25 protein-coding genes, 2 tRNA genes and 1 pseudogene are annotated in these 24,990 nt (G+C 73.0%); 13 read left to right on the forward strand and 15 right to left on the reverse strand.

From position 1 onward, the window contains the following. The first annotated feature begins 101 nt into the window (after window positions 1-101). The 4 genes from ACIRG9_RS24675 to ACIRG9_RS24690 all read left to right on the forward strand — a co-directional run bounded on the left by ACIRG9_RS24675 (window position 102) and on the right by ACIRG9_RS24690 (window position 3,894). Window positions 102-3,092 carry a UPF0182 family protein gene (locus ACIRG9_RS24675; RefSeq protein WP_402860325.1) on the forward strand — a complete coding sequence of 997 codons (2,991 nt, stop codon included), beginning with the start codon at window positions 102-104 and terminating at the stop codon, window positions 3,090-3,092. A gap of 162 nt (window positions 3,093-3,254) precedes the next feature. Further along, a tRNA-Met gene (locus ACIRG9_RS24680) sits at window positions 3,255-3,328 on the forward strand. Window positions 3,329-3,462: 134 nt separating this feature from the next. After that, window positions 3,463-3,536 (forward strand) — tRNA-Met (locus ACIRG9_RS24685). 103 nt (window positions 3,537-3,639) lie between these two features. After that, window positions 3,640-3,894 (forward strand): hypothetical protein, encoded by a 255-nt coding sequence (locus tag ACIRG9_RS24690; protein ID WP_402860328.1) that lies wholly within the window; start codon window positions 3,640-3,642, stop codon window positions 3,892-3,894. A 90-nt stretch (window positions 3,895-3,984) separates the two neighbouring features. Here ACIRG9_RS24690 and ACIRG9_RS24695 read toward each other — a convergent pair whose 3' ends face one another. Beyond that, window positions 3,985-5,304: an ABC transporter substrate-binding protein gene (locus ACIRG9_RS24695; protein ID WP_402860331.1), complete on the reverse strand. Its 1,320-nt coding sequence runs from the start codon at window positions 5,302-5,304 to the stop codon at window positions 3,985-3,987. Between the two features lie 155 nt (window positions 5,305-5,459). On the opposite strand from ACIRG9_RS24695, the gene ACIRG9_RS24700 reads away from it, so the two are divergent. After that, window positions 5,460-6,293 (forward strand): phosphoribosylaminoimidazolesuccinocarboxamide synthase, encoded by an 834-nt coding sequence (locus ACIRG9_RS24700; RefSeq protein WP_402860334.1) that lies wholly within the window; start codon window positions 5,460-5,462, stop codon window positions 6,291-6,293. A gap of 7 nt (window positions 6,294-6,300) precedes the next feature. On the opposite strand, the gene ACIRG9_RS24705 is transcribed toward ACIRG9_RS24700, so the two are convergent. The 6 genes from ACIRG9_RS24705 to ACIRG9_RS24730 all read right to left on the reverse strand — a co-directional run bounded on the left by ACIRG9_RS24705 (window position 6,301) and on the right by ACIRG9_RS24730 (window position 10,732). Then, window positions 6,301-7,176, reverse strand: a complete 876-nt coding sequence (locus tag ACIRG9_RS24705; RefSeq protein ID WP_402860337.1) for a hypothetical protein — start codon at window positions 7,174-7,176, stop codon at window positions 6,301-6,303. A gap of 12 nt (window positions 7,177-7,188) precedes the next feature. Further along, window positions 7,189-7,482, reverse strand: coding sequence for a hypothetical protein (locus tag ACIRG9_RS24710; RefSeq protein ID WP_402860340.1), 294 nt, complete (start codon window positions 7,480-7,482; stop codon window positions 7,189-7,191). A 137-nt stretch (window positions 7,483-7,619) separates the two neighbouring features. After that, entirely contained in the window at window positions 7,620-8,072 is a 453-nt protein-coding gene (locus ACIRG9_RS24715) for a YbaB/EbfC family nucleoid-associated protein (RefSeq protein ID WP_402860343.1), read from the reverse strand. A gap of 141 nt (window positions 8,073-8,213) precedes the next feature. Further along, complete coding sequence (locus ACIRG9_RS24720; RefSeq protein WP_402860610.1) at window positions 8,214-8,630, reverse strand: DUF3592 domain-containing protein; 417 nt, start codon at window positions 8,628-8,630, stop codon at window positions 8,214-8,216. A gap of 53 nt (window positions 8,631-8,683) precedes the next feature. After that, complete coding sequence (gene glpK, locus ACIRG9_RS24725; RefSeq protein ID WP_402860346.1) at window positions 8,684-10,168, reverse strand: glycerol kinase GlpK; 1,485 nt, start codon at window positions 10,166-10,168, stop codon at window positions 8,684-8,686. 96 nt (window positions 10,169-10,264) lie between these two features. Beyond that, window positions 10,265-10,732, reverse strand: coding sequence for an ATP-binding protein (locus ACIRG9_RS24730; protein ID WP_402860349.1), 468 nt, complete (start codon window positions 10,730-10,732; stop codon window positions 10,265-10,267). Between the two features lie 115 nt (window positions 10,733-10,847). Between ACIRG9_RS24730 and macS the strand changes: the two genes are divergently transcribed. Both macS and ACIRG9_RS24740 read left to right on the forward strand, forming a co-directional pair. Continuing rightward, window positions 10,848-11,969: a MacS family sensor histidine kinase gene (macS, locus tag ACIRG9_RS24735; protein WP_402860352.1), complete on the forward strand. Its 1,122-nt coding sequence runs from the start codon at window positions 10,848-10,850 to the stop codon at window positions 11,967-11,969. Further along, the gene (locus ACIRG9_RS24740) at window positions 11,966-12,619 is read left to right on the forward strand and encodes a response regulator (protein WP_402860355.1); all 654 of its coding nucleotides are present in this window, start codon (window positions 11,966-11,968) and stop codon (window positions 12,617-12,619) included. The genes macS and ACIRG9_RS24740 overlap by 4 nt, the downstream gene beginning before the upstream one ends. Window positions 12,620-12,632: 13 nt before the next feature. Here the strand turns inward: ACIRG9_RS24740 and ACIRG9_RS24745 are convergent, their stop codons facing one another. The 3 genes from ACIRG9_RS24745 to ACIRG9_RS24755 all read right to left on the reverse strand — a co-directional run bounded on the left by ACIRG9_RS24745 (window position 12,633) and on the right by ACIRG9_RS24755 (window position 15,163). Next, on the reverse strand, window positions 12,633-13,208 hold the full coding sequence (locus tag ACIRG9_RS24745) for a DUF5709 domain-containing protein (RefSeq protein ID WP_402860358.1): 576 nt from the start codon (window positions 13,206-13,208) through the stop codon (window positions 12,633-12,635). Between the two features lie 114 nt (window positions 13,209-13,322). Continuing rightward, window positions 13,323-14,051 carry an ATP-binding protein gene (locus ACIRG9_RS24750; RefSeq protein ID WP_402860361.1) on the reverse strand — a complete coding sequence of 243 codons (729 nt, stop codon included), beginning with the start codon at window positions 14,049-14,051 and terminating at the stop codon, window positions 13,323-13,325. A 125-nt stretch (window positions 14,052-14,176) separates the two neighbouring features. Then, window positions 14,177-15,163: an SDR family oxidoreductase gene (locus tag ACIRG9_RS24755; protein WP_402860364.1), complete on the reverse strand. Its 987-nt coding sequence runs from the start codon at window positions 15,161-15,163 to the stop codon at window positions 14,177-14,179. Window positions 15,164-15,401: 238 nt separating this feature from the next. On the opposite strand from ACIRG9_RS24755, the gene ACIRG9_RS24760 reads away from it, so the two are divergent. After that, window positions 15,402-16,598: a glycosyltransferase gene (locus tag ACIRG9_RS24760; RefSeq protein WP_402860367.1), complete on the forward strand. Its 1,197-nt coding sequence runs from the start codon at window positions 15,402-15,404 to the stop codon at window positions 16,596-16,598. Here the strand turns inward: ACIRG9_RS24760 and ACIRG9_RS24765 are convergent. The 4 genes and pseudogenes from ACIRG9_RS24765 to aroA form a co-directional block, all read right to left on the reverse strand. After that, window positions 16,553-17,499, reverse strand: a pseudogene (locus ACIRG9_RS24765) (hypothetical protein). The gene ACIRG9_RS24760 and the pseudogene ACIRG9_RS24765 sit on opposite strands and share 46 nt — an antisense overlap. A gap of 61 nt (window positions 17,500-17,560) precedes the next feature. Continuing rightward, the gene (gene hisN / locus ACIRG9_RS24770) at window positions 17,561-18,379 is read right to left on the reverse strand and encodes a histidinol-phosphatase (RefSeq protein ID WP_402860370.1); all 819 of its coding nucleotides are present in this window, start codon (window positions 18,377-18,379) and stop codon (window positions 17,561-17,563) included. A 115-nt stretch (window positions 18,380-18,494) separates the two neighbouring features. Continuing rightward, complete coding sequence (locus tag ACIRG9_RS24775) at window positions 18,495-19,652, reverse strand: ribosome small subunit-dependent GTPase A (protein WP_402860373.1); 1,158 nt, start codon at window positions 19,650-19,652, stop codon at window positions 18,495-18,497. After that, a complete protein-coding gene (gene aroA, locus ACIRG9_RS24780; protein ID WP_402860376.1) occupies window positions 19,622-20,923 on the reverse strand; it encodes a 3-phosphoshikimate 1-carboxyvinyltransferase in 1,302 nt (433 codons plus the stop codon). Before aroA ends, ACIRG9_RS24775 begins: the two co-directional genes overlap by 31 nt. Window positions 20,924-21,024: 101 nt before the next feature. Between aroA and ACIRG9_RS24785 the strand changes: the two genes are divergently transcribed. The 5 genes from ACIRG9_RS24785 to rsrA all read left to right on the forward strand — a co-directional run bounded on the left by ACIRG9_RS24785 (window position 21,025) and on the right by rsrA (window position 24,490). Then, window positions 21,025-21,735 carry an SOS response-associated peptidase gene (locus tag ACIRG9_RS24785; RefSeq protein WP_402860378.1) on the forward strand — a complete coding sequence of 237 codons (711 nt, stop codon included), beginning with the start codon at window positions 21,025-21,027 and terminating at the stop codon, window positions 21,733-21,735. A gap of 210 nt (window positions 21,736-21,945) precedes the next feature. After that, complete coding sequence (locus ACIRG9_RS24790; RefSeq protein WP_402860381.1) at window positions 21,946-22,338, forward strand: WhiB family transcriptional regulator; 393 nt, start codon at window positions 21,946-21,948, stop codon at window positions 22,336-22,338. Window positions 22,339-22,481: 143 nt separating this feature from the next. Continuing rightward, window positions 22,482-23,099 carry an alpha/beta family hydrolase gene (locus ACIRG9_RS24795; protein WP_402860384.1) on the forward strand — a complete coding sequence of 206 codons (618 nt, stop codon included), beginning with the start codon at window positions 22,482-22,484 and terminating at the stop codon, window positions 23,097-23,099. A 297-nt stretch (window positions 23,100-23,396) separates the two neighbouring features. Continuing rightward, window positions 23,397-24,200, forward strand: coding sequence for a sigma-70 family RNA polymerase sigma factor (locus ACIRG9_RS24800; protein WP_402860387.1), 804 nt, complete (start codon window positions 23,397-23,399; stop codon window positions 24,198-24,200). A gap of 2 nt (window positions 24,201-24,202) precedes the next feature. Further along, on the forward strand, window positions 24,203-24,490 hold the full coding sequence (gene rsrA, locus ACIRG9_RS24805) for a mycothiol system anti-sigma-R factor (protein ID WP_402860390.1): 288 nt from the start codon (window positions 24,203-24,205) through the stop codon (window positions 24,488-24,490). A gap of 74 nt (window positions 24,491-24,564) precedes the next feature. Here the strand turns inward: rsrA and ACIRG9_RS24810 are convergent, their stop codons facing one another. Next, a complete protein-coding gene (locus ACIRG9_RS24810) occupies window positions 24,565-24,639 on the reverse strand; it encodes a 50S ribosomal protein bL37 (RefSeq protein ID WP_369700219.1) in 75 nt (24 codons plus the stop codon). Window positions 24,640-24,990 lie beyond the last annotated feature (351 nt).

Raw genomic sequence — 24,990 nt, forward strand, 5'->3', positions numbered from 1 at the left:
GGATCGTGACGTGACCTTGACCCGACGTGTTCAGGAACACCACGTACTCTGGGTGCCTGGTCGGAGCCGATCACATCGAGCGTGCGGAGCCAACAGTGGTCATGCGTAGCAGCCCCCTGCCGAGAATGAGCCGGCGCGGACGCGTCACCATCGGGGTCCTGATCGGGGTGTTCCTGCTGTTCACCCTGCTCGGGTGGGGAGTCAACGCGTGGACCGACTGGCTCTGGTTCGACGAGGTCCACTACACCCAGGTCTTCAGCGATGTCCTCGTCACCCGGCTGGTGCTGTTCCTGGTGGTCGGGGCCGGCCTGGCGGTGATCATCGCGGGCAACCTCTGGCTGGCGTACCGGCTGCGGCCCCAGTTGCGCCCGCACTCGCCCGAGCAGGCGACCCTGGAGCGGTACCGGATGCTGCTCACCCCCCGGCTCGGCACCTGGATCGCCCTGGTCTCCGCCGCCATCGGGTTCTTCGCCGGGCTGTCGGCGCAGAGCCGGTGGGGCCAGTGGATGCTGTTCCGCAACGGCGGGGACTTCGGCGTGAAGGACCCGGAGTTCGGCGTCGACGTCGGGTTCTACGTCTTCCAGCTGCCGTTCTGGCGTTATCTGCTCGGCGTCGGCTTCACCGTGGTGGTGCTGTCCCTGCTCGGCGCGCTGGCCGTGCACTACATCTACGGCGGGGTGCGGCTGCAGGGCGTCGGTGACCGGATGACCAACGCCGCCCGGGGCCACCTGAGCACGTTGGTCGCCGTCTTCGTCCTGCTCAAGGCGATCGCGTACGTGCTGGACCGGCGGGCGATGCTGTTGGAGTACAACGAGGGCGCCAAGCTCTACGGCGCCGGCTACGCCGACGTGAACGCGCTGCTCCCGGCGAAGGAGATCCTGGCGTACATCTCGATCGTGGTGGCCATCGCGATCATCGTGTTCTCCAACGCGGTGATGCGGAACCTGGTCTGGCCCGGCATCGCGCTCGCCCTGCTCGGCGTCTCGGCGGTGGCGATCGGCGGCATCTACCCGTGGGCGGTGCAGACCTTCGAGGTGAAGCCGAGCGCCCGGGACAAGGAGGCGCCGTACATCCAGCGCAGCATCGACGCGACCCGGGAGGCGTACGGGCTGACCGCCGCGAAGAGCACCGGGTACGCGGCGAGCAACCTCGTCCCGCCGGCCAGCCTGGCCACCGACACCTCGGTGGTGTCGAACGTCCGGCTGCTCGACCCACAGCTGGTCTCCGAGACGTACACCCAGCTCCAGCAGGTCCGTGGCTTCTACGACTTCGGCGCGAAGCTGGACATCGACCGGTACGCGGTCGACGGCAAGACCTCCGACTACGTGGTCGGCCTCCGGGAGATCAACTACGGCGAGCTGACCCCGCAGCAGAGCAACTGGATCAACCGGCACACCGTCTACACACACGGGTACGGGCTGGTGGCCGCACCCGCCAACCAGGTCTGCAACGGCGTGCCGTACTTCGTCTCGGGCTTCCTCGGCGAGGCGGCGAAGGAGACGCAGGGCTGCTCGTCGGCGTCCGAGCAGATCCCGGCCGATCAGCCGCGGATCTACTACGGCGAGCGGATGACGGCCGACGATTACGCGATCGTCGGGCAGACCGGCGACCGCAACGTGGAGTTCGACCGGCCGATCTCGACCGGCGGCGAGCAGTACTACACGTACACCGGTGAGGGCGGCGTCAAGATCGGTTCGTTCACCCGGCGGCTGCTCTACGCGATCAAGGAGCAGGAGTCGAACTTCCTCCTCTCCGAGGCGGTGAACAAGGACTCCAAGCTGCTCTACGTGCGCAACCCGCGGGACCGGGTGGAGAAGGTCGCGCCGTTCCTCACCCTGGACGGCGACCCGTACCCGGCGGTGGTGAACGGCCGGGTCCTGTGGATCGTCGACGGCTACACCACGGCCGCGACCTACCCGTACGCCGACCGGGTCAACCTTCAGGCCGAGACGGCCGACGAGCTGACCGGGCGGGGCACGTTCCAGCTCGCCCGGGAGAACGTCAACTACATCCGCAACTCGGTCAAGGCGACGGTCGACGCCTACGACGGCACGGTGCGGCTCTACCAGTTCGACGACAACGACCCGGTGCTGAAGGCCTGGAACAAGGCGTTCGGCGGCGACCTGGTGCAGCCGAAGAGCGACATCCCGGCGGAGCTGGCCGACCACTTCCGCTACCCGGCGGACCTGTTCAAGGTGCAGCGCAACCTGCTGACCCGGTTCCACGTCACCGATCCGGGCGACTTCTACTCCGGGCAGGACTTCTGGGAGGTGCCGAACGCCCCGGACGCGCCGGACAGCGGGCAGAAGCAGCCGCCCTACTACCTCTTCACCCAGTTCCCCGGGCAGGAGGGGCCGCGCTTCCAGCTCACCTCAGCGGTCACCCCGAACCGCCGGCAGAACCTCGCCGCGCTGATCTCCGGGTCGTATGTCGACGGCCAGCCACGGCTGGAGGTGCTGGAGCTGCCGGACCAGACCCGGACCGGCGGCCCGGTCCAGGTGCACCAGCAGATGACCAACGACGGCGACATCCGCCAGCAGCTCAACCTGCTTCAGTCCAACCAGGCGCAGGTGCAGTACGGGAACCTGCTCTCGCTGCCCTTCGCCGACGGCATGCTCTACGTCGAGCCGGTCTACGTGAAGAGCAACCAGCAGGACGCGTTCCCGCTGTTGCAGAAGGTGCTGCTCTCGTACGGCGACGGCAGCTCGTACGTGGTGCTGGCGAACAACATCAACGACGGCATCAAGCAACTCGTCGAGAAGGGCAAACGGGGGGCCGGCAATCCCGCCCCGGGCGGCAGCACCCCGCCGACCGACGGGAATCCGCCGACCGGCGGCGGCACCACCCAGCCGGTGCTCACCGGTGAGCTGGCCCAGGCCGCCGACCGGGTGCAGAGCGCCATCACCGAGGTCAAGGCCGCCCAGACGTCCGGCGACTTCGAGCGGTACGGCCGGGCGTTGAAGGCGCTGGACGAGGCGATCACCGCGTTCCAGCATGCGCAGGAGGCGGCCAACCCGTCGCCCGCCGCGTCGCCCAGCGGCAGCCCGCCAGCGTCGTCACCGGCCTCGCCCTCGCCGACACCGAACGGCTGACGCCGGCCCGACCACCGAGCCCGCGGCCCGGAGACCCGTAGCGGTCCCGGGCCGCGGGCTTGTCGTGTTCCGGACGGGAGGCCCGCAAGGCGGTCAGGAACTGGCTGTCCTGGCAGCCGTTTTGCGCCCCGTGGGGTCCGTGCGCTACGGTTAACGGACCGACGCGGGGTGGAGCAGCTCGGTAGCTCGCTGGGCTCATAACCCAGAGGTCGCAGGTTCAAATCCTGTCCCCGCTACGAAATGGAACGGCCCCGAGGATCCCTCGGGGCCGTTCTTCTTCCCGTTCTTCTTCCCGTTCTTCGGGTCCCGGTCGCGATCGCCGGACCCGGCTGATCTCCGTTCCGGAGATGCGATAAGCTGTACAAGCCGACGCGGGGTGGAGCAGCTCGGTAGCTCGCTGGGCTCATAACCCAGAGGTCGCAGGTTCAAATCCTGTCCCCGCTACTCGTCACGAGAGGCCCCGGAGTGTGCTCCGGGGCCTCTCGTCTGTTTCCGGCCCGGCACGGTGCGACTCTTCCTGGTTGCGCTGTTCGGCGAGGATGGGGCCATGTCTGCTTGGAACAGGTGGTGGGGCCGGCTCGGCGCGGTCCTCGGCGGGATCGTGCTCTCGGTGTTCGTGCCGGTCGCGGCGTGGGCGTCCACGGGCACCGGCGAAGTGGTGGTGGAGGCCGTCCGGCGGCGGCCCCGGGGCGGCTTCGGCTTCCTCGGGCTGTTCTGCTGCCTGGTGGTGGTCGGGGTGATCGTGCTGCTGGTGCTCCTGCTGATGCGGCTGACCCGTCGCCGGAGCGGCCCGCCCCGCTGACCGCGCCGTCGCGGCCAGCGCGGCGATCTGCCGCCCCTGCGCCGGCCCGGCGGGTGCCTCCGCGCTCCCGGGCCCGCGGCGCGGCGGTGGTCACTCGGCCAGGGCCGCGTTCGCCTGGGCCATGAATCGGGAGGTCGTTGCCCGGGCGCCCGACCGTTTGCTGCGGATGCTCTCGGCGGCGGCCACGAGCAGGTTGCGCACCTGCGTATGCCCCTTCGGCGGCGGCTCGGGCGCGGGCCCCATCAGCTCGGCCAGGTCGGTGCCGAGGGCCACCACCCGCTTTCCCGACCGGTCGGTCACGCCCTGCTCGACGAACCGCCGGACGGGGACACTGGCGTTCAGCCCGCGTTCGGTGCCGAGGACCCGACCGGCCGCCACGTTGGTGGTCAGGAAGTTGATCACGTCGACGACCGCCCCGGGGTGACGGGTGCCCCGGAACGCCGCCCAGTACATCGATGCCCGCGGCCACTGGGCGGCCGGGGTGCCCGGAAACGTGGTCATGCCCAGCTCGTCATCGGTGAGTCGCTGGAGTTCCGGCAGCTCGTGCGACCAGGCGAAGGACGCCGCCGCCTGCCCGGTGACCACGGGCTGACGGGCCAACTCGCCGCTGTCCGCCAGCTCCACCAGCCCGGCGGTCGGTGTCGCCCGGTCGAGGCGGGCCACCTCCCAGAACTCGAACCAGTCGAGCAGTTCGGCCGAGCTGAAGCCGAGCTGCCGCCCCCGGTAGAGCTCGCCGCCCTGGGCCCGCAGCCAGAGCCAGAGTGCCCGGTAGTCGCCGGAGGCGTCCACCATGCCGGCCACCCGGCTGTGGGACTCCTGGGTGACCCGGGTGGCCCACTGCAGGTACTCCTTCCACGGCATCCCGCCGCCCGGCTCGGGCAGCTTCAGGCGGCGTAGCTGGTCGCGGTTGTAGACGAGCGCGGCGTTGGTCTGCGCGGCGGGGACGGCCATCGTCCGGCCCGACACCTGGCCGTAGCGGGCCAGGTGCTCCGGCAGGCCGTTGAGGTCGAGCCGCTGGTCGGCGACGTACGGGTCGAGGTCGAGGACGATCTCCCGCTGGGCGTACTCGGTGAGCACCGTGTCGTCGATCTGGAACAGATCGGGCACGTTGCCCCCGGTCGCCTGGGTGGCCAGCCGGTCGTAGTAGCCGGCGAGCCCCTGCGAGGTGAACCGGAACCGGACCCGGGGGTTCTGCTGCGAGTAGAGGCGCAGCGCCTGCTCGGTCGCGGTGGACCGGCGGGTCCCGCCCCACCAGAACACCGAGAGCTCGACCGGCCCGTCGTCGACCCGGGCATCCTCCTCCGGCCGGCAGCCGGCCATCCCTCCGGCGAGCAGCGGCAGCCCGGCCAGCGCACCGAGGAACCGCCGTCGGTCGACGTGGGGACGGGGCACGGACTGCGGAGCGCGCACGGGGCTCTCCTGGGGCGGGCGGATGCTGCGTACAGATCATTTACCCAGGGCACGGGCGAGGGTGTCAACGCCGGGACGGGTGCCGCCGGCCCCTCCGACGGGACGGCCGGTGGCCGCACCGGGCGCGGGCCCGGCCGCGTGGTGTACTAGGCGCCGTGGAACTTCTGCACTCGGGCAAGGTCCGGGACGTGTACGCCGACGGCGACGACCTGCTCCTGGTCGCCTCCGACCGCATCTCCATCTACGATGTGGCGCTGCCGACCCCGATCCCGGACAAGGGCCGGCTGCTCACCGCCCTGTCGCTGTGGTGGTTCGAGCAGCTCGCCGACCTGGTGCCGAACCATGTGATCTCGGCCACCGACGTGCCGGCGGAGTTCGCCGGCCGGGCGATCCGCTGCCGGCGGTTGGAGATGGTCCCGGTCGAGTGCGTGGCCCGGGGCTACCTCACCGGCGGCGGGTTCGATGAATACCAGCGCACCGGCGCGGTCTCCGGTGTCGAGCTGCCCCGAGGCCTGGTGGAGGCGTCGATCCTGCCCGAGCCGATCTTCACCCCGTCGACCAAGGCGCCCAAGGGCGAGCACGACGAGCCGATCACCTACGCGCAGGTGGTCGACAAGCTCGGCGCGGAGACCGCCGAGCGGCTACGGCAGATCACCCTCGACGTCTACCGGCGCGGCGCGGAGCTCGCCGCCGACCGGGGCATCCTGGTCGCCGACACCAAGATCGAGCTGGGCTGGGCGCCGGACGGTAGCCTGGTCCTCGCCGACGAGCTCCTCACCTCCGACTCGTCCCGGTTCTGGCCGGCCGAGTCGTACCAGCCGGGCCGGGCCCAGTTCTCCTACGACAAGCAGTACGTCCGGGACTGGGCCATCGGCAGCGGCTGGGATCGGCGGCCGCCGGCCCCCGAGGTGCCGGCCGAGGTGGTCGAGGCGACCCGCGCGCGCTACGTCGACGTCTACGAGAAGCTCACCGGCAACCGTTGGGACTGACGGGTGGTCAGTGGTTGATGGCGTCCTCGTCGAAGAACCGGTTCCAGATGTTGTCCACCAGGCCGCCCGTGCCGTAGCCGTCGCCCGTCGGCCCGTACTGCGTCATGCCGCCGTACATCAGGGATCCCGGCCCGTAGGGTGAGCCCGCCACGTGCTTGCCGCCGTTGTAGATCCCGTGGCCGACGAAGTCCCGCTCCAGCTTGGAGAGGAAGCCGACGAGCACGTTGTCGATCCCGTCGATCGAGGCCTGGACGAGATCCTTCAGCACGTCGGTGTTACCGCTGCCCAGCTGCACCCCGACGTCGAAGGCGAGGGCCCCGGTGACGGCGGCGGCGGCGCCGAGGGCGGCTCCCTCGGCCGCGGCCTCGATGGTCTTCAGCACGCCCAGCGCCGAAGCGGCGATCGAGTTGGCGGTCGCCTCGGCGGAGGCCGCGGCGGGCGCACCGATGAAGCTGGCCGCCGCGGCCGCGATGAAGACGGCGAAGGCGCACAGGATCGTGGAGATCAGCGCGTACGCGACGATCAGGACGAGCAGCACCACGGCGACGCAGATCAGGCCCACGGAGACCGCTACGGCGACGACCTGGCTGCCGACCACCTGCACGTCGTACGCCTGCACGTGCTTGCCGAACGCGTCCCGGTCCGCACCGGCCCACTGCTCCGCCGACACCGAGGAGACCGCCTGATCCAGGCACTGCCGGGCGACCTCTAGCTCGCGGTAGACCTGCATCCACTCCTGGGAGGCGTCCAGCATGGCCTCCGGGTCGCACTGGTTGAAGTAGACGATCTGGGCGATCGGCCAGGCGCCCGGAATGACCGCGCAGGCGATCGTGATCTCAAGAAGGGCCGCCTTCGCGGCCGCGGCCGAACTGCTCGTTGCCATGCGGTCCTCACCTCAGCGGGTAACGATGGTGCTGGCGTCTTCCGTCGCTTCCCAGTTGTCGGCGTTGGTGTTCAGCCGGGACTCGATCTCGATGAGGTGGGTCCGCTTGGTGCGCAGTTCCTCCTCCATGAACTCCACCGCCGCGACATACACGACCGCGAGGGCCGGGACCACCGTGGTGAAGTTGCTGTGTTCGATCGCCCTGGTGTTGTTCAGCCGTTCGGAAGCCGCTTCCAGTCCGGGCGCCGTCTGCTGTTCGATATCCTTGGCCAGGGCGCGGATCGCGCCCACGTCTACCTCGATCATCAACCCTCCCCGTGGGCCCTGCCGCTCGCGGTGCGGCCGGCCGGGCCGAGCCTAGCAAGCGCGCATCGAAGGCTGTTCCGCCGCTTCGAGCCTCCGCCGTACCCGCCCGCCGGCGTTTCGGCGAATGTCCTGTCAGCTCAGATCGACAACTGGCGGCGCAGCCGCTCCAGCAGTTCGCTGCTCTGCCGCATCGGGCCGCTGACCATCTCGTTGATCTGTGCCAGCTTGGCCTGTGCTGCGGCCGGGTTGCCGATCAGCGACTGCGGTCCGAACTGGCCGGCCACGTCGCGTACCGCCTCGGTGGTCTGCTGCTGCAGATCCGTCCGGGCCGATCGGAGCAGCTCCTGCAGCAGTTCGGCCAGCTCGGCGGAGGAGCGGCGCATGGCGCGGGGGTCGATCCGCAGCTCGTGGGCCGGGTCCTCGGCGGTGCAGACCACCTCGATCTGCTCGTCGTCGCTGACCGCCCGGCCGGTCAGCCCGGTCAGCCGACTCCGCAGCTCGTCGCCCTGCGCCATCTGTTCACGCATCCGGGCGGCGATCTGGGCCATCGGGTTGTCGTTCCCCGCCGGCTCCCCGTTGGTTGCGGTCATCTCGGTATCACCCTCGCGTCGTCGTGCCATTCGGGTCGCGCCGACGTTAGCCGGAATCCGGGAACGTGACAAAGCGCGCCAACGACCGGGGCGGCGGCCCGACCATCCGCAAGAGACGGATATGCCGAGCGGTGGCCGGCGCTAGAAGGTGTAGAAGACGTACACCCCGGCGATGGCCAGGGCGACACCGATCACCAGCAGCGCGACGAACGGGACGACCACGGACTCGGTGCCGGTGCGTCCGCTGGCGACGACCAGCACCCGCGACGGCCGGGAAGGATCGTAGACCACAGTGACCGGTTGGCCGTCCGGGGTGAAGGGGGCCTGGCGCCACCGGCCCGGCGACGAGGTGACCGGCACCCCGTCGGCGGTGTGGAAGCGCACCACGGGGGTGTAGATCTCGCCGCTCTTGACCTTGTTGACCAGCAGGTCAACCACCTCGCCGGGCGCCCGGTGGCCCTCGCGCAGCAGGCGTCGGTCGCGCCAGAACCGGACGGTGGCGTAGCCGATCCCGGTCAGCCCGAGGCCGGACATGATGAGGAGCATCAACAGGGACACGGTCAACTGTTTCTCCGTTCGATCGAACCGCCGCGCAGCGAACCGGGTGCGGGTCACTCCACCCAGTCGAGGGTGCGCTGTACGGCCTTGCGCCAGTTGCGCAGCTCCCGGTCGCGCAGCGCCGGGTCCATCTCCGAGGTCCACTGTGCGTCGGCCCGCCAGTGCTCCCGCAGGGTGGTCAGGTCCGGCCAGAAGCCGACCGCCAGTCCGGCCGCGTACGCGGCGCCGAGGCAGGTGGTCTCGGTGATCCGGGGGCGGACCACCGGCACGTCGAGCACGTCGGCGAGGAACTGCATCAGCAGGGTGTTGCCGGTCATCCCGCCGTCCACCCGCAGCCGGCGCAGCGCGACATCGGAGTCCGCGTTCATCGCGTCGACCACCTCGCGGGTCTGCCAGCCGGACGCCTCCAGCACCGCCCGGGCCAGGTGCCCCTTGGTGACGTAGCCGGTCAGCCCGGCGATCACGCCCCGGGCGTCACTGCGCCAGTGCGGCGCGAACAGCCCGGAAAAGGCCGGCACCACGTAGCAGCCGCCGTTGTCGTCCACCGTGCGGGCCAGCTCCTCGATCTGCGGAGCGGTCGAGATCAGGCCGAGGTTGTCCCGCAGCCACTGGACCAGCGAGCCGGTGACCGCGATCGCGCCTTCCAGGGCGTACACGGCCGGTTGGCCCTCGATCCGGTACGCGACGGTGGTGAGCAGTCCGTGCCGGGAGGTGACCGGGCAGGTGCCGGTGTTGAGCAGCAGGAAGCTGCCGGTGCCGTAGGTGCACTTGGCCTCGCCGGGCTGGAAGCAGGTCTGTCCGAAGAGGGCGGCCTGCTGATCGCCGAGCGCGCTGGCCACCGGCACTCCGGCGAGCACCCCGCCGGCGACCCCGTAGACCTCCGCCGAGCCGCGGATCTCCGGCAGCATCGCGGCCGGCACCCGCAGCGCGTCGAGCAGCTCCGGGTCCCAGTCCAGGGTCTCCAGGTCCATCAGCATGGTCCGGCTGGCGTTGGTCACGTCCGTCACGTGCCGGCCGGTCAGCTTCCAGATCAGCCAGCTGTCCATCGTGCCGAAGAGGACCTCGCCCCGCTCGGCCCGCTCGCGCAGCCCGTCGACGTGGTCGAGCAGCCAGCGCAGCTTGGGCCCGGCGAAGTAGGTGGCCAGGGTCAGGCCGGTACGGGCCCGCAGCCGCTCCTCGTCGTAGGACTCGGCCAGCTCGCGCAGCACCGGGGCGGTGCGGGTGTCCTGCCAGACGATGGCGTTGGCGACCGGCCGGCCGGTCGCCCGGTCCCAGACCACGGTGGTCTCCCGCTGGTTGGTGATGCCGACGGCGACCAGCCCGGCCGGCCCGGTGCCCGCGGCGGCCAGGGCCTCCCGCACCACCTGCTGGACGTTCGCCCAGATCTCCTCGGCGTCGTGCTCGACCCAGCCGGGCCGCGGGAAGTGCTGCCGGTGCTCGCGCTGGGCGACGGCGACGATCGCCCCGGCCCGGTCGAAGACGATGCACCGCGACGAGGTGGTGCCCTGGTCGATGGCGGCGACGAATTCTCCGGTCACGGCTGCACCGTACCTGCCGGGATCGTCCGTCGCCCGCCCCGCGCCGACCCGTACGATCGGCAGGCGTGCACCGTCCAGGATCTCCGACCGGTGCGCCTACTCGGCGGGCTGCCTGCGGATCTGCTCGGGGAGACCGAGTGCCGCGGTGATCCGTACGACCGTGCCCGCGTCGCCGGTGTCGACCACCATGGTGTCGCTCAGCTCCCGGGCCAGCCAGAGGCCCCAGCCGCCGGCGGTGTCCGGGGCGGGCCGGTTGCGGTCGCTGAGCCGGTGGGCGCTGATCCCGCGACCGTGGTCGGCGACCTCGCAGACCAGTTCCCCGGCCCCGTGCCAGAGCCGCAGCCAGCCCTGGCCGCCGCCGTGCCGAACGGCGTTGGTGATCAGCTCGTTGACCGCCAGCACGAAGTCGTCCAACCGCTGGCCGCGCAGCCCCACGGCGTGCACGCAGGAGGTGACCGAGTGACGCAACTCGGTCACCTGGGCCTGGTCGAAGGCCTCGCCGATGAGGAGGGAAGGTTCGATGGGCACAACCGTACGCGGTGCGGGGAGATCTGCGTCTGTCATGGCCCCGTCCCGACGGTGGATCTCGGCGATTTTCGCGGCATTTCCACCGTACGTCAGGGTTTCCCGGCGCGCACCCGTCACCCCACCCCTGGCCAGCTGTGACATGGTGTCGCACATGCCGTCGTCCCCGGGTGGCCTGGAGGTCCCGCTCTGGCGGTCGATCGCGGTGTTCCGGTTCGCCTCGCTGGCGTACATCGGGCTGCTGGTGCTCCGCGACGGACACCGGTACGCGCACCCGCTGGCCGCCGGCGGCGTACTCCTGTTGATGCTGGCCTGGACCGGGGTGACCACGGCCGGCTACGCGCGCCCGGCCGGGCGGCGCTGGCCGCTGCTCCTGGCCGACCTCGGTGTGGTCCTCGCGATCATGGTTTCCACCCCGTGGGTGGTGGGGCGTGCGGCACTCGCCGCCGGCGTGCCCACCCTGACCGTCGCCTGGCTGGCCGGCCCGGTGCTGGCCTGGGCGGTCTCCGGCGGCCGGCGGCGCGGCACGGTTGCCGCGCTGGTGCTCGGCGGGGTCGACCTGGCCACCCGGACGCGGATCAGCCAGTCGTCGGTCACCGGGTTGATCCTGATGCTGCTCGCCGGGGTGGCGGTCGGGCACGTGGCGCGACTGGCGGTCACCGCCGAGCAGCGGCTGCAACGGGCGGTGGAGCTGGAGGCGGCCACCCGGGAGCGGGAGCGGCTGGCCCGGGACATCCACGACTCGGTGCTGCAGGTGCTGGTGCTGGTGCGGCGGCGCGGCGCCGAGCTGGACGGCGAGGCGGGCGAGCTGGCCCGGCTGGCCGGTGAGCAGGAGGTCGCGCTGCGCGCCCTGATCGGCCGGGCCGGGGCCGTGCCAGCCGACGAGGGGGATACCGATCTGCGCGAGCTGCTCGACCGGTATGCCTCGGCGACGGTCGAGCTGGCCGCGCCGGCCACCCCGGTGACGCTGCCCGCCCGGGTCGCCGACGGACTGGCCGCCGCGGTCGGGGCGACGCTGGACAACGTGGCCCGGCACGCCGGCGGGCGGGCCTGGGTGTTGATCGAGGACGAGGGGGAGACGGTGACCGTCTCGGTACGCGACGAGGGCCCGGGAATTCCGGAGGGGCGGCTGGCCGAGGCCGCGGCGCAGGGCCGGCTCGGGGTGGCGCAGTCGATCCGCGGCCGGGTCGCCGACCTGGGCGGCTCGGCGCGGATCGTCTCCGCCCCCGGCGCGGGTACCGAGATCGAGCTGACCGTGCCGAGGAACGGCCGATGAGCAGCGGCGTGCGGGTGATGGTGGTCGACGACCACCCGATGTGGCGGGAGGGGGTCGCCCGCGACCTGACCGAGGCCGGGCACCTGGTGGTGGCGACCAGCGGGGAGGGGCGGCAGGCGGTCCGGGTGGCCGCGGCGGCCCGCCCGGACGTGGTCGTGCTCGACCTGCAACTGCCGGACGTCTCCGGCGTCGAGGTGATCCGCGGACTGCGCGCCGTGCTGCCGGAGGTACGGGTGCTGATGCTGTCGGCCAGCGGTGAGCCGCAGAGCGTGCTGGACGCGGTGAAGGCCGGCGCCACGGGTTACCTGGTCAAGTCGGCCGCCCCGGCCGAGTTCCTGGACGCGGTGCGTCGTACGGCGGCCGGCGAGCCGGTCTTCACGCCCGGGCTGGCCGGGCTGGTGCTCGGGGAGTACCGGCGGCTGGCGGCCCGCCCGGCCACCGTCCACGACGCGGCGCCCCGGCTCACCGAGCGCGAGACCGAGGTGCTGCGACTGGTGGCGAAGGGGCTGTCGTACAAGCAGATCGCCGAGCGGCTCGGGCTCTCCCACCGGACGGTGCAGAACCACGTGCAGAACACGCTCGGCAAGCTCCAGCTCCACAACCGGGTCGAGCTGACCCGGTACGCCATCGAGCGGGGCCTGGACGACTGACGGACGCGTGCCGTCAGGGGGTGGCCTCGGGTGGGCGGGTCTCGTGGACCGCCAGTTCCTCGGCGGTCGCCCCGCCGCCGGCCGCGCCCGCGTCGTACCCGATGCTGTCGGTCTCCTGGTCGGTGTGCGCTCCCTCATCCGGCTCGACCAGCCGGCCCACCTGGTGGTCGGCGACGGCGCCGAGCTGGTCGTGGTCGTAGATGGAGACCGCCGAGTGCGGGTCGGAGGTCGGGCCCGGGTCGATCACGTCCGCGTCGAACTGGGCCTGCGCGGCGGCCTCCTCGCTGTCCGCCTCGGCGGCGATGCCCGGGTCGACCGGGCCGGCGAGCGGATCGTCGACGGGCCGCTCGTACGTCTCCCGCTGGAGCTTGTAGTCCAGCGACTCGCCGTCGAGCTGCTCCTCGGCGGTGGTCCCGAAGTGGTCCACCGCCACCGGGTCGCGGTCGGCGGGAAGCTGCGCCGGCTCCGGGCCGTCCGCCTCGCGTCCGGTCAGGACGTCGTCGTCGGCCGTGGAGTCGTCGTCGGCGGTGTCGGGCAGTCCCTCCGCCTCCGGATCGGACACGGGGGTGGGGTAGTCGTCGTCGCGCATGATTGGTCACTACCCGCCGAGCTGACCGGGCTAACCGGGTCCGGCGGGGGTGGATCGGGAGGAACGGTCGGAAACCGGCCAGATCTGCCGCAGCTGGCGCCCCGTCGGCGCGGGTCAACCGAGGCGGGCGGCCTCGTCCTCGGCGTGCAGCACGCACCAGACCACCTTGCCGTCCGGCAGCGGCGTGCTGCCCCAACGCCGGGCGGAGGTGGCGACGAGCAGCAGCCCGCGCCCGCCGACCGAGGTGAGTGGGGCCAGCCCGGCGTACGCGGGCCGTCGGGTGGACCCGTCGCGGACGGCCAGGTGCAGGATGCTGCCGTGCCGGGCCAGCCGGACGGTCATCGGCGTCCCGGCGTGGGCGACCACGTTGTTCACCATCTCGGTGACCGCGATGCAGGCCGGGTCGACCAGCTCCGGCACGCCCCACCGGGCGCAGCCGTCGGTGACGAGTGCCCGTGCCTTCTGGGCCGCGCCCACCGCGGGCGGCAGGTCGGCGGCCAGCACGGCCGCCGGCGGCACCTCGGCCAGCGCGGCCCGCGCCCGGTCCAGGGACGGGTAGACCGGGGCGCCGGGGCCGGAGCCGGGGCGGTGGACCGGGGCGCGGGAGCTGGAACCGGACGGGCGGACCGGGGCGTCGGGGTTGACAGAGCGGGACGGGTCGAGCACCAGCAGCCCGCTGGCGGGCCAGTCGGCCACCGCGCGGTGCACGTCGTCCACCACGGCCCGGGCCTCGGGATCGGCGATCCGGATCGCGGAGAGGTCGACGATCACCGGGCCGGACCGCTGCCACAGCCCGGCGAGGAGCGCGTCGCGGACGCCGTCGGCGCCGGCCCGATCGAGCACGCCGGTGAGCCTGACGACCGGGGACGATCCGTCCGTGACCACCCGACAACGCGGGTCCGTCGGCATGATCGACCCATCCTGCCGGCCCGGTTCGGGCGGCGCATCCGGCCGGTCGGCGCGCGGCATCAGCGGCCGGCCCGCGATCGCCGGCTGATCGCGGCCACGGTGCCCACCGCGGTGCCCGCCGCGGCCAGCCCGAACGCCGTCAGCCGGAGCAGTTGCCGGCGGCGGCCGTGCCAGCCGCCTGCCGCCGCGTCGGGCGGAAACAGGTTGCCGGCGGTGTCCAGCCGTACGCCGGGGCCGAACCGGGTGCGGGCGGTGTACCAGCCGGACACCCGCTCCACCACCGCCGGGGCCAGTCGCCACTGGAGCCCGAGCAGCCGGGCCGTGCCGCCCGCGTACGCCTCCCGGCGGGGCCGGCGCAGCAGCCGGACGATCGTCTCGGCCACCACCTCCGGCGGGTGGGCCGGCGGGGGCGGGGCCGGCTCCCGGCCGGTGCGGTTGGCGGCGTGCCGGAAGAACGGGGTGTCGACGGCCGCCGGCAGCACGGTGCAGAGGGAGATGTTGTTCCGGCCGGTGACGCGCAACTCCTGCCGGATCGTGTCGGCCAGCCCGCGGATGCCGTGCCTGGCCGCGTTGTACGCCGACTGGTAGGGCATGGCCACCTCGGCCAGCACCGAGGCGTTGTTGACCAGGACCCCGCCCCCCGCGGCGTCCAGCCAGCGCAGCGCCGCCTTCGTCCCGTAGACCGTGCCGAGCAGGTTCACCGCCACCACCCGGCGGAACTCGGTCACCGGGATCTCGTCGAACAGCCCCACCACGCTCACCGCGGCGTTGTTGATCCAGGCGTCGATCCGGCCGAACTCCGCCGCCGCCCGCGCCGCGAGCCGCTCCACCGCCTCCGGATCGGTCACGTCGGTGGGTACGACCAGTGCTTGACCGCCCAGCTTCCGGCAGCGCGTGGCGACCTGGCGCAGCGCCTCCTCGGTGCGCGCCGCCAGCACCACGTCGGCGCCCCGGCGGGCGAGCGCGTACGCGGTGGCCGCCCCGATGCCGCTGGAGGCGCCGGTGATCACGACGGTGGCGTCGCCGAGGCTGCGGGTGAGAGGCATTCCTCGGCGGTACCCCCGGGCCGGGCCGGTCATGCGGCCGGGGTCGCCCCGATCATGGTTGGCCCGGCAACCTTCCTTCAGATGCCGGGGACACGCCGCGTGCCGTCGGGGTCGACCACCGTTCGACCTGGTCCGCGGGGCGGCGCCTGATCTGCCAGGTTTCGGCGCACCGGGGCCGGGTTAATGGGACCCTCTGACCGGAGGATCCACCGCTGGATAGAACGCGTGGAGGTGCACCATGCGCGTCGGCCTTGTGTGCGCACACGCCGGCCCGTCCGTCGAAGGTTCCACCGTCGGTACGTACCAGCACGTCGCGCGGGTGGCGGCCGAACTCGCCGCACGAGGTCACGACATCCGGGTCCACGAGCGGCGCGACGACCCGGGTCAGCCCGAGTCGGTCGAGCTGGACGGCTACCGGCTGGAGCGGGCGCCCGTCGGCCCGCCCGTCCCGCTGGCCACCGCCGAGCTGGTGCCGTACGTGACCGAGTTCGGCCGCTGGCTCGCGCAGCGGTGGTCCGGGGACTGGACGCCGGAGGTGGTGCACGGGCACTACTGGGTCGGGGGCCTGGCCGCCGCCAACGCCGTACGCGAGACGGACATCCCGGTCGTGCAGACCTTCCACTCGCTCGGCGTCGAGCAGCTCCGTCACCTCGGCCAGCGGTACGACGGGCCGGGGGAGCGGATCCCGCTGGAGCGGGCGCTGACCCGGGCGGTGGACATCGCGATCGCCCAGTGCAACGACGAGGTCGACGAGCTGACCCGGATGGGGCTCCAGCGCACCGCGGTGGCGATGGTGCCGACCGGGGTGGACACCGAGCAGTTCCACCCGGACGGCGAGGCGGCACCCCGGGACCAGCGGGCCCGCATCCTCTCCGTCGGCGGGCTCTCGCCCCGGCACGGCCAGGAGGACGTGATCCGGGCGCTGCGGCTGGTCGGCGACGCCGAGCTGATCATCGCCGGCGGTCCGCCGGCCGCGCAGCTCGCCGATCACGACGAGGCGCGCCGGCTGCGTGAACTGGCCGAACGGACCGGGGTGGCCGACCAGGTGACGCTGGTCGGGGCGGTCCCGCACGGCCAGATGGCGACCTGGTACCGCTCCGCCGACGTGGTCGCCTGCACGCCGCACTACTGCTCGGCCGGGCGGGTGTCGCTGGAGGCGATGGCCTGCGGGGTGCCGGTGGTCGGCTACGCGATGGGCGGCCTCGCCGACGCGGTGGTCGACGAGGTGACCGGGAAGCTCGTACCGCCCGGGGACGTCCGTGCCCTCGGGGTGACCCTGCGCCGGCTGCTGACCGACAACGCCGGGCGGTTCGCGTACGGGCACGCAGCGGTGGACCGGGTGCGGTGCAGCTATACCTGGGAACGGACAGCCGGCGCACTGGAACGGCTCTACGAGCGGGTGGTCAGCCGGCGCAGGCCGGTCGAGGCGGCCTGACCGGGCGGGCCGGGTCGGGCCCCAGGGGCGGAGGTCAGCGGCGTGGCCGGGCGGCCGTGCCGGCGGCGACCAGGGGCCGTTCCCGCTTGCGGGCGACCGCGTGGTGGTGCTGCGGCTCGGCGTACCGGGTCAGGCCGAGCACCGCGACCAGCGTGGCCAGGAAGCCGACGCCGGCCAGCCACTCCCGTCCGGGCCAGATCCGGTCGTTGAGCAGCAGCAGGCCGATGATCGCCGCGGGGACCGCCCCGGCGGCGTCCATCGCGGCCACCGCCGCCGTGGTGGAGCCGCGCTGCATGGCCAGGCCGAGCAGCAGCTGCCCGACCACCGAGTGGACGATCAGCAGGTAGAGCAGCGGGTCACGGACGAACGCCTCCGCCGAGTCGGCCGAGGCGAGCGGGCGGGCGGCCACCGCCGCGGCGGAGAACGCCATCCCGGCCAGCGAGCCGAGCGCCACCGAGCCGGGCGCACCGCGCAGCCGGGCGGTGAAGAAGCCGAGCACGGCGATCACGACGAGCGCCACCGCCAGACCGACCAGTCCCCCCGTGCCGAGCTGCCGGGACGGTGCGGGCTGGGCGGCGAGCACCAGCGCGGTGATCCCGCCGAAGAGCAGCACGAGCAGCACGACCTCGGCGACCGGAAGTCGCCACTTGAGCACCAGCACGCCGAGCACGGCGGTCACCCCGAGCCCGGCCGCCACGCTGGCCTGGACCAGGAACAACGGTAGGTCGCGGCGGGCGAGGAAGGCGAAGACGAAGCCGACGACCTGGCACAGCAGGCCGACCAGGTAGGTCCGGTGGCTGGCCAGCCGGAGCAGCAGCCCGGGATCGAACGTGTGGTGCAGGGTGGTCCGCGCCGCGGCCACCGACTGGAGCAGGTTGGCGAAGCCGTACGCGACGATCATCGCCGCCAGGAAACACCAACCGGAGGACACCACCTGGCGAGGATAGAGGACAGCCCGTGGATCAGCGCGCGGCTGGTCGGCCGAGCCGGGCCAGGATGTCCCCGTGCAGCGGCCCGTTGGTGGCGATCGCACTGATCTCGTCGGAACTGGTCCCGGCCGGGGCGGGTCGACCGGCCAGGTCGGTGAAGGTGCCGCCCGCCTCGGTGACGATCGGGACCAGCGCGGCGATGTCCCAGAGCGACAGCTCCGGCTCCACCATCACGTCCAGCGCCCCCTCGGCCAGCAGCATGTAGCCGTAGAAGTCGCCGTACGCCCGACTGCGCCAGGTGTCGCGCATGATCTGGAGCACGGCGTCCAGCCGGCCCGCCTCCTCCCAGCCGGTCAGCGAGGAGTAGCAGAAGCTCGCGTCGGCCAGGCCGGTGACGCCGGAGACCCGGATCGGCGCGCCGGAGGCCAGGTCGGGACCGGCGTACGCGCCCGCACCCCGGGCGGCCCACCAGCGTCGGCCCAGTGCCGGGGCGGAGACCAGGCCGAGCACCGGACGGTCGGCCTCCAGCAGGGCGATCAGGGTCCCCCAGACCGGTACGCCCCGGACGAAGTTCTTCGTGCCGTCGATCGGGTCGACCACCCAGCGTCGCCCGTCCGGGCCGGTCGCGGGCTGCTCCCCGTACTCCTCGCCGAGCAGGCCGTCGCCCGGCCGGTGCTCGGCCAGCAGCGTGCGGATCGTCCGCTCCACGGCGGTGTCCGCGTCGGAGACCGGGGTCAGGTCGGGCTTGGCCTCGACCCGCAGGTCGAGGGCGCGGAACCGGGCCGTGGAGACGGCGTCGGCGGCGTCGGCGAGCAGGTGGGCGAGGGCGAGGTCGTCGGCGTACCCGGTCATGCCGGACACGGTAGCGACGTCCGGACGGCCGTGGCGGCGGGGCGGTCGGGGTCCCGCCGGTCAGGAACCGGCTCGGGGCCGCTCCGGGCCGCGAACGCGCCCGGCGTCCCGTCGGTCAGGAACCGGCGAGCGGGTCGCCGGGGTTCCGCTCGGGCTCCCGCGGGTCGCCCTCGCCGGACCGGGAGGCCAGCAGCCGGCGGTACGACGCCAGCCGGCGCGGGTCGGCCTTGCCGGCGGCCACCCACGCGTCCAGCGCGCAGTCCGCCTCGTCGGCGGTGTGCTGGCAGTTCGCCGGGCAGTCGACCGTCCCCTCCACCAGATCGGGGAAGCCGTGCAGCAGGCTCTCCGCCGAGACGTGGGCCAGCCCGAAGCTGCGTACCCCGGGGGTGTCGATGATCCAGCCCGGGTCGCCGTCTCCGGGTCGCGGCGCGGCGCCGGACGCGCCGAGCCGGAGCGGGGACAGCCGCAGCGCCACCGCGCTGGTCGAGGTGTGCCGCCCCCGGCCGATCGCGCTGACCGTGCCGACCGCCCGGCCGGCCTCCGGGACGAGGCGGTTGACCAGCGTCGACTTGCCCACTCCGGAGTGCCCGACCAGCACCGACACCCGCCCGGCGAGCAGCGCGCGCAGCGCGTCCAGCGCGGAGTCCGGCCGGATCAGCACGTACGGCAGCTCCAGCTCGGTGTAGTAGTCGAGGACCGCCTCCGGGCCGGCCAGGTCGGCCTTGGTCAGGCAGAGCAGCGGCTCGATGTCGGCGTCGTACGCGGCGACCAGGCAGCGGTCGATGAACCCGGTGCGCGGCGGCGGGTCGGCCAGCGCGCTGACGATCACCAGTTGGTCGGCGTTGGCGACGACGACCCGTTCCAGCCGCCCCTCGGCGGTGGTCGCGTCGTCCTCGGCGGTACGCCGCAGCACGGAGCTGCGGTCGGCGATCCGGACGATCCGGGCCAGCGCGCCCGGCGCGCCGGAGGTGTCGCCGACCAGGCCGACCCGGTCGCCCACCACCACCGACTTGCGGCCCAGCTCGCGGGCGCGCATCGCGGTGACGGTCGGAGCGTCCGGCCCGCCGTCGGGGAGCACGCAGGTGTAGCGGCCCCGGTCGACGGCGATCACGAACCCGTCGACCGCGTTCTCGTGTCGGGGCCGGGTGCGCGTACGCGGGCGCGACGACTTCCCGGGCCGGACCCGGACATCGTCCTCGTCGTACTCGCGTCGCCTGGTCGCCAGGACGTCCCCCCGTCGGGTCAGCTCTTTCCGGTCACCATCCCCGACCATAGTGCCGGGAACTCCGGCATGGTCTTCGAGGTGCACGCCACGTCGTCCACCTCGATGCCGGGGACGGCCAGCCCGGCCACCGCCGCGGCGTGCGCCATCCGATGGTCGGCGTACGTCCGGAAGGTCCCGCCGCGCAGCGGGCGGGGGCGGATCTCCAGCCCGTCGGCGGACTCGGTGATGTCCGCGCCGAGCGCGGCGAACTCCGTGGCCAGGGCGGCGATCCGGTCGGTCTCGTGCCCCCGGATGTGCCCGACCCCGGTCAGCCGGGACGGCGAGTCGGCGAGCATCGCCAGCGCGGTCAGCACCGGGGTCAGCTCGCTGACGTCGGAGAGGTCGGCGGTCAGGCCGTGCACGCTGCCGGTGCCCCGGACGGTCAGCCCGGCGGTGGTCAGCGTCACCTCGCCGCCCATCCCGGTCAACAGCGCGCGGAGCTGCTCGACCGGCTGCATGCTGCTGGGCGGCCAGCCCTGCAGGGTCACCTCGCCGCCGGTGACCAGTGCGGCGGCGAAGAACGGCACCGCGCCGGAGAGGTCCGGCTCGATCTCCCAGCCGCGCCCGGTCAGCGGGCCGGGCTCGACCGCCCACACGTCGGGCGTGGCGTCGTCGACCGCGGCCCCGGCGGCCCGGAGCATCTGCACGGTCATCCGCAGGTGCGGGGCGGACGGGACCGGCGGCCCCACGTGCCGGATCACCAACCCCCGGTCGAAGCGGGGCGCGGCCAGCAGCAGCCCGGAGACGAACTGGCTGGAGGCGGAGGCGTCGATGACCACCTCGCCGCCGGCGACCCGGCCGGCGCCGAGCACCGCCAGCGGCAGGCTGCCGGTGGCGGGGGCGTCGATGCGTACGCCGAGGGAGCGCAGCGCCCCGATCATCGGGCCGAGCGGGCGGGCCCGGGTGTACGGGTCGCCGTCGAAGGTGACCCGGCCCGCGGCGAGGCCGGCCACCGGCGGCACGAAGCGCAGCACGGTGCCGGCCAGGCCGACGTCGACGTGGGCGGGGCCGACCAGTGGGTGCGGCCGGACCAGCCAGCGCTCGTCGTCGGAGATCGACATGTGGGCGCCCATCCCGCGCAGCCCGCCGGCCATCAGCTCGGTGTCGCGGGCGCGCAGCGGCCGGACGAGCGTCGACGGGCCGCTGGCCAGCGCGCTGAGCACCAGGGCCCGGGCGGTCATCGACTTGGACCCGGGCAGGCGCAGCGTGGCGGCGACCGGGTCGGTGGCGGTCGGTGCGGTCCACGGTTCCGGCGGTCGCGTTTCGGTCAGATTCCCCACGCCCACATTGTGCCAACTCGCGGGGACGGTGGAACCGCCCGTCGTGCCTGCTCCCGGTTGGCGGGACAGCCGGAACGCCGGCGGCGGGTTAGCGTGTGCGCATGTGCGGGAGGTACGCGACGACCCGGAGCGCGGGCGACCTCAGCGCGCTGTTCGAGTCGTCCGACGAGACCAGCGACGCGGTCGGCCCGGACTTCAACGTCGCCCCGACCGATCCGGTGCCGCTGGTCCGGCTGGCTCCGGAGGGTCACCGGCTGCTCTCCGTCGGTCGCTGGGGTCTGGTGCCGCACTGGTCCCGTAGCGCGTCCGGGGCCGCCCGCATGATCAACGCCCGGGTGGAGACCATCGCCACCAGTCGGGCGTACGCCCCCTCCTTCGCCCGGCGGCGCTGCCTGGTGCCCGCCGACGGTTGGTACGAGTGGGTCCGCGAGCCGGACGGACGACGGCAGCCGTACTACCTGACCCCCGTGGACGGCTCGGTGCTGGCCTTCGCCGGCATCTGGTCGGTCTGGGAGCCGGCGGGTGCCGCCCTGCTCACCTTCAGCGTGCTGACCACCGCGGCGGTCGGCGAGCTGGCCGAGGTGCACGACCGGATGCCGCTGCTGCTGCCCCCGGAGCGGTGGGCATCCTGGCTCGGCCCGGCCGAGGAGCCCGCCGCGCTGCTCGCCCCGCCGGCTCCGGGGTGGCTCGCCGGGCTGGAGATCCGGCCGGTGTCGGCGGCGGTCGGCGACGTCCGCAACGACGGACCCGGCCTGACCGCCCGGGTGCCCCTGGCGCGGGGGGAGGCGGCCTCGGAAATGACGCTGTTTTGATCATTGTCGGCACATTGTCGTGTGCTGATTTGCCGGGGTTGCGCCTGAAACGTCGCCCGGCCGTTTAGCCATGTTTACCGCGGAGGCTTGTCCCCGTGTCCGCAAGTGCGATAGAACACAGCGCCGGCGTTGGGCGTCTGTTCGCACGGGGCGGATGACACCCATCGATCTTAAGGATCATCTGCCGGTCCCACGGGGGAGGTGGGTGTATTGACACGGGCGCGTATGCCCCGCCCGCACGAAGTGGCCGCCGCACGACGAGACCCGCGGCTGCTGCGGGCGTTACGTGAGCGACGACATGACGAGGCGTGGCGGACCAGAGGTACCTGCCAGAGCGTGGATCCGGAGACGTTCTTCCCGGCACCCAATGAGCCGGCCGACGCCGCCGTCGCGCTCTGCCGAAGTTGTGACGTCCAGGGATCGTGCCTGGCCTGGGCACTTGAGGTAGGTGATTGTCACGGCGTCTGGGGCGGCACCACGCCGCGTGAGCGGCGGGCGATGCTCGTCGCCTGGCGCAGCGAGGTCCAGCCGGATCCGGATGCGGCCGACGAGGCGGGCCCGCCGGTCCGCGACCGTCTGCTCACCCTGGTGCCGTCGCGCTGATTCCGTACGCCGCCGCCCGCGTCCGTCGGACGCGGGCGGCGGCATTTCGGCCCGGTACGCCGTGGAGCGGAACGGCCCTTCGGCGCCGGCACGGAATGCGCCGGTGCGCCGCGGGCCACCGGCGCCGGGCGCAGAATGGGCCGGTGCGGCACAGCGACGAGATCGAAACGCCTCGCGGACCTGCCCGGACGGTCACCGACCTGCCGGCGGTCCCGGTCGAAACTCTGCTGGTCCTCGGGCACGGGGCGGGCGGCGCCGTGGATGCTCCGGACCTGCTCGCGGTCCGGGACGCGGTGGTCGACGCCGGGGTGGGTGTGATCCGGGTGACCCAGCCGTACCGGGTCGCCGGCCGGCGGGCGCCCGCCCCCGCGGGGCACCTCGACGAGGCATGGCGGGCCGTGCTGGCCGCGCTGCGGGAGCGTCACCCGACGGTGTCCCGCTGGGTGGTGGGTGGCCGGTCCAGCGGTGCCCGGGTCGCCTGCCGTACGGCCGGTGCCGTCGGCGCTGCCGGCATCGTCGCGCTCGCCTTCCCGCTGCATCCTCCCGGGCGCCCGGAGCGCTCGCGCGCCGACGAACTGACCACCGGCCTGCCCACCCTCGTGGTCAACGGAGACCGGGACCCGTTCGGTGTCCCCGAGCCCGGGCCGGACGTCGAGGTGGCGATCCGCCCGGGCGAACGGCACGACCTGCGCGGCAATCCGGCCGGCACGGCCGAGGTGGTTCGCGACTGGCTGCGTACCCGAGGCTGGACGCCCGCCTGACAGCCAACGTCAGGCTCCTCGGGCGCCAGCGGTCCGGTTCGACACCAGGCGATCTTGTGGGGGAGGGCGATCTTGGGGATGCGCGGGCGTGACCCGGGGCGGCGGCGGGTCGTTGCATCGGATGGCGTCGGCGGCCCGATTCGGGCATCCGGGGCCATCCTCCCAGGCCCTTCCTGGTCCCAGCGCCGGTCGCGGCCGGGGCCGGGACCAGGAACGGCGGGGGTGGCTGCGGAATGTGCCATCGGCGGCGTGCGTTACCACCCCCGGGATGACTTTTCCAGCCGAGGGGGGTGGCCGGTGCCGATCGAGACACGGAGCCGGGAGCGGGACGAACGGGACGCGCGGGCGTTGAGGCGACTGCTCGACGCGCCGGAGTGGTCCGCGTCGGCGGCGGTGAGCGCCAGCACACTGGCCGGAACCGAATCTGCGGGCACGCCCGTACGCGTATCCTCGGCGGGAAAGCATCCGACGCGAGGGGATGTGCGGTTGACCACCGAGAAGACGGACGAGCGCAGGGCCCGCTTCGAGCGGGACGCGATGCCCTTCGTCGATCAGCTCTACGCTGCCGGGCTGCGGATGACGCGGAACCCGGCGGATGCCGAGGACCTGGTCCAGGAGACCTACCTGAAGGCGTACGCCGCCTTCCACCAGTTCGAGCAGGGCACCAATCTCAAGGCCTGGCTCTACCGGATCCTGACCAACACCTACATCAACTCCTATCGGAAGCGGCAGCGCCAGCCGGTCCAGGCGCCGACCGACGAGATCACCGACTGGCAGCTCGCCGAGGCCGAGTCGCACACCTCCAGCGGGCTGCGCTCGGCGGAGACCGAGGCGCTCGATCGGCTGCCGGACAGTGACGTCAAGGAGGCCCTCCAGCAGTTGCCGGAGGAGTTCCGCCTGGCGGTCTACCTGACCGACGTCGAGGGCTTCTCCTACAAGGAGGTCGCCGAGATCATGGGTACGCCGATCGGCACCGTGATGTCGCGGCTGCACCGCGGTCGGCGTAATCTGCGCAAGCTGCTCGAGCAGTACGCCGCCGAGCGGGGGTTCACCGCCGCGCCGTCGAAGGGTTCGACCGCCGCCGCCAGCCGGGAGGTGTGACCGTGAGCTGTGGAGAGCCGCACGAGACGGACTGCCGTGAGGTGCTTGCCGAGGTCTACCTCTACCTCGACCTGGAGTGCGCCGAGCAGCGGCGTGTGCTGATCCGTCACCACTTGGACGAGTGCGGGCCGTGCCTGCGCGAGTACGGCATCGAGCAGGAGGTGCGGGCACTGGTCGCCCGTTGCTGCGGCAACGAGACCGCGCCCGAGGAGTTGCGGGAGCGACTGCGCGTACGCCTGGCCGAGCTGGTGGTCTTCGAGACCACCGAGTCCCGCGAACTCGCCGACTGAGCGCGATCGCGACGAGCTGAAGACACCGGTGGCCCGGGTCCGATCGGACCCGGGCCACCGTCGCGTCCCGACGATCAGGAGTTGGGGCGCTTGCCGTGGTTCGCGCCGCTCTTCTTGCGGGCCTTCTTCTTGCGGGCCTTCTTCGCCATGCTCTGCCTCCTTGTGCTGTCACGTCCGGCCGCGGGCGAGCGCGGCGGAGGTCGCGTACCGGTCCTGCTCGGGCTGGGACCGACGGCGCTGATGCTAGTGCCGGTGGCGGCCCCGCGGGTCCGGCGGGGGCGGAAACGCCCCGGCCCGGCCGGCTCCGCATCCCGGTCCTGGTGGGTAGGTAGCCCGCCCAGCAGGCGAGCACCCGTCGTGTCTGCGGGTGATAGCGTCGGCGGTTCCGGTGGGGGAAGCTCGGCCGGTCTACCGCCGGGCTGGCGGGATGTGATGCCTGTGGAGGCGGTGTAAGACCTCGGCTTGGGTTCGTCCCGGGGGCGATCGCCGATGAAGCAGGA

The sequence above is a fragment of the Micromonospora sp. NPDC093277 genome, from assembly GCF_044765245.1.
Lineage (GTDB): Bacteria > Actinomycetota > Actinomycetes > Mycobacteriales > Micromonosporaceae > Micromonospora.

What these genes read in the sequence shown, in the direction of transcription:
- ACIRG9_RS24675 (WP_402860325.1), top strand. Translation starts at nt 102, where the DNA reads ATGCGTAGCAGCCCCCTGCCGAGAATGAGCCGGCGCGGACGCGTCACC.
- ACIRG9_RS24690 (WP_402860328.1), top strand. Translation starts at nt 3,640, where the DNA reads ATGTCTGCTTGGAACAGGTGGTGGGGCCGGCTCGGCGCGGTCCTCGGC.
- ACIRG9_RS24705 (WP_402860337.1), bottom strand. Translation starts at nt 7,176, where the DNA reads ATGGCAACGAGCAGTTCGGCCGCGGCCGCGAAGGCGGCCCTTCTTGAG.
- ACIRG9_RS24710 (WP_402860340.1), bottom strand. Translation starts at nt 7,482, where the DNA reads ATGATCGAGGTAGACGTGGGCGCGATCCGCGCCCTGGCCAAGGATATC.
- ACIRG9_RS24715 (WP_402860343.1), bottom strand. Translation starts at nt 8,072, where the DNA reads ATGACCGCAACCAACGGGGAGCCGGCGGGGAACGACAACCCGATGGCC.
- ACIRG9_RS24730 (WP_402860349.1), bottom strand. Translation starts at nt 10,732, where the DNA reads ATGACAGACGCAGATCTCCCCGCACCGCGTACGGTTGTGCCCATCGAA.
- macS (WP_402860352.1), top strand. Translation starts at nt 10,848, where the DNA reads ATGCCGTCGTCCCCGGGTGGCCTGGAGGTCCCGCTCTGGCGGTCGATC.
- ACIRG9_RS24740 (WP_402860355.1), top strand. Translation starts at nt 11,966, where the DNA reads ATGAGCAGCGGCGTGCGGGTGATGGTGGTCGACGACCACCCGATGTGG.
- ACIRG9_RS24745 (WP_402860358.1), bottom strand. Translation starts at nt 13,208, where the DNA reads ATGCGCGACGACGACTACCCCACCCCCGTGTCCGATCCGGAGGCGGAG.
- ACIRG9_RS24755 (WP_402860364.1), bottom strand. Translation starts at nt 15,163, where the DNA reads ATGCCTCTCACCCGCAGCCTCGGCGACGCCACCGTCGTGATCACCGGC.
- ACIRG9_RS24760 (WP_402860367.1), top strand. Translation starts at nt 15,402, where the DNA reads ATGCGCGTCGGCCTTGTGTGCGCACACGCCGGCCCGTCCGTCGAAGGT.
- hisN (WP_402860370.1), bottom strand. Translation starts at nt 18,379, where the DNA reads ATGACCGGGTACGCCGACGACCTCGCCCTCGCCCACCTGCTCGCCGAC.
- ACIRG9_RS24775 (WP_402860373.1), bottom strand. Translation starts at nt 19,652, where the DNA reads ATGGTCGGGGATGGTGACCGGAAAGAGCTGACCCGACGGGGGGACGTC.
- ACIRG9_RS24785 (WP_402860378.1), top strand. Translation starts at nt 21,025, where the DNA reads ATGTGCGGGAGGTACGCGACGACCCGGAGCGCGGGCGACCTCAGCGCG.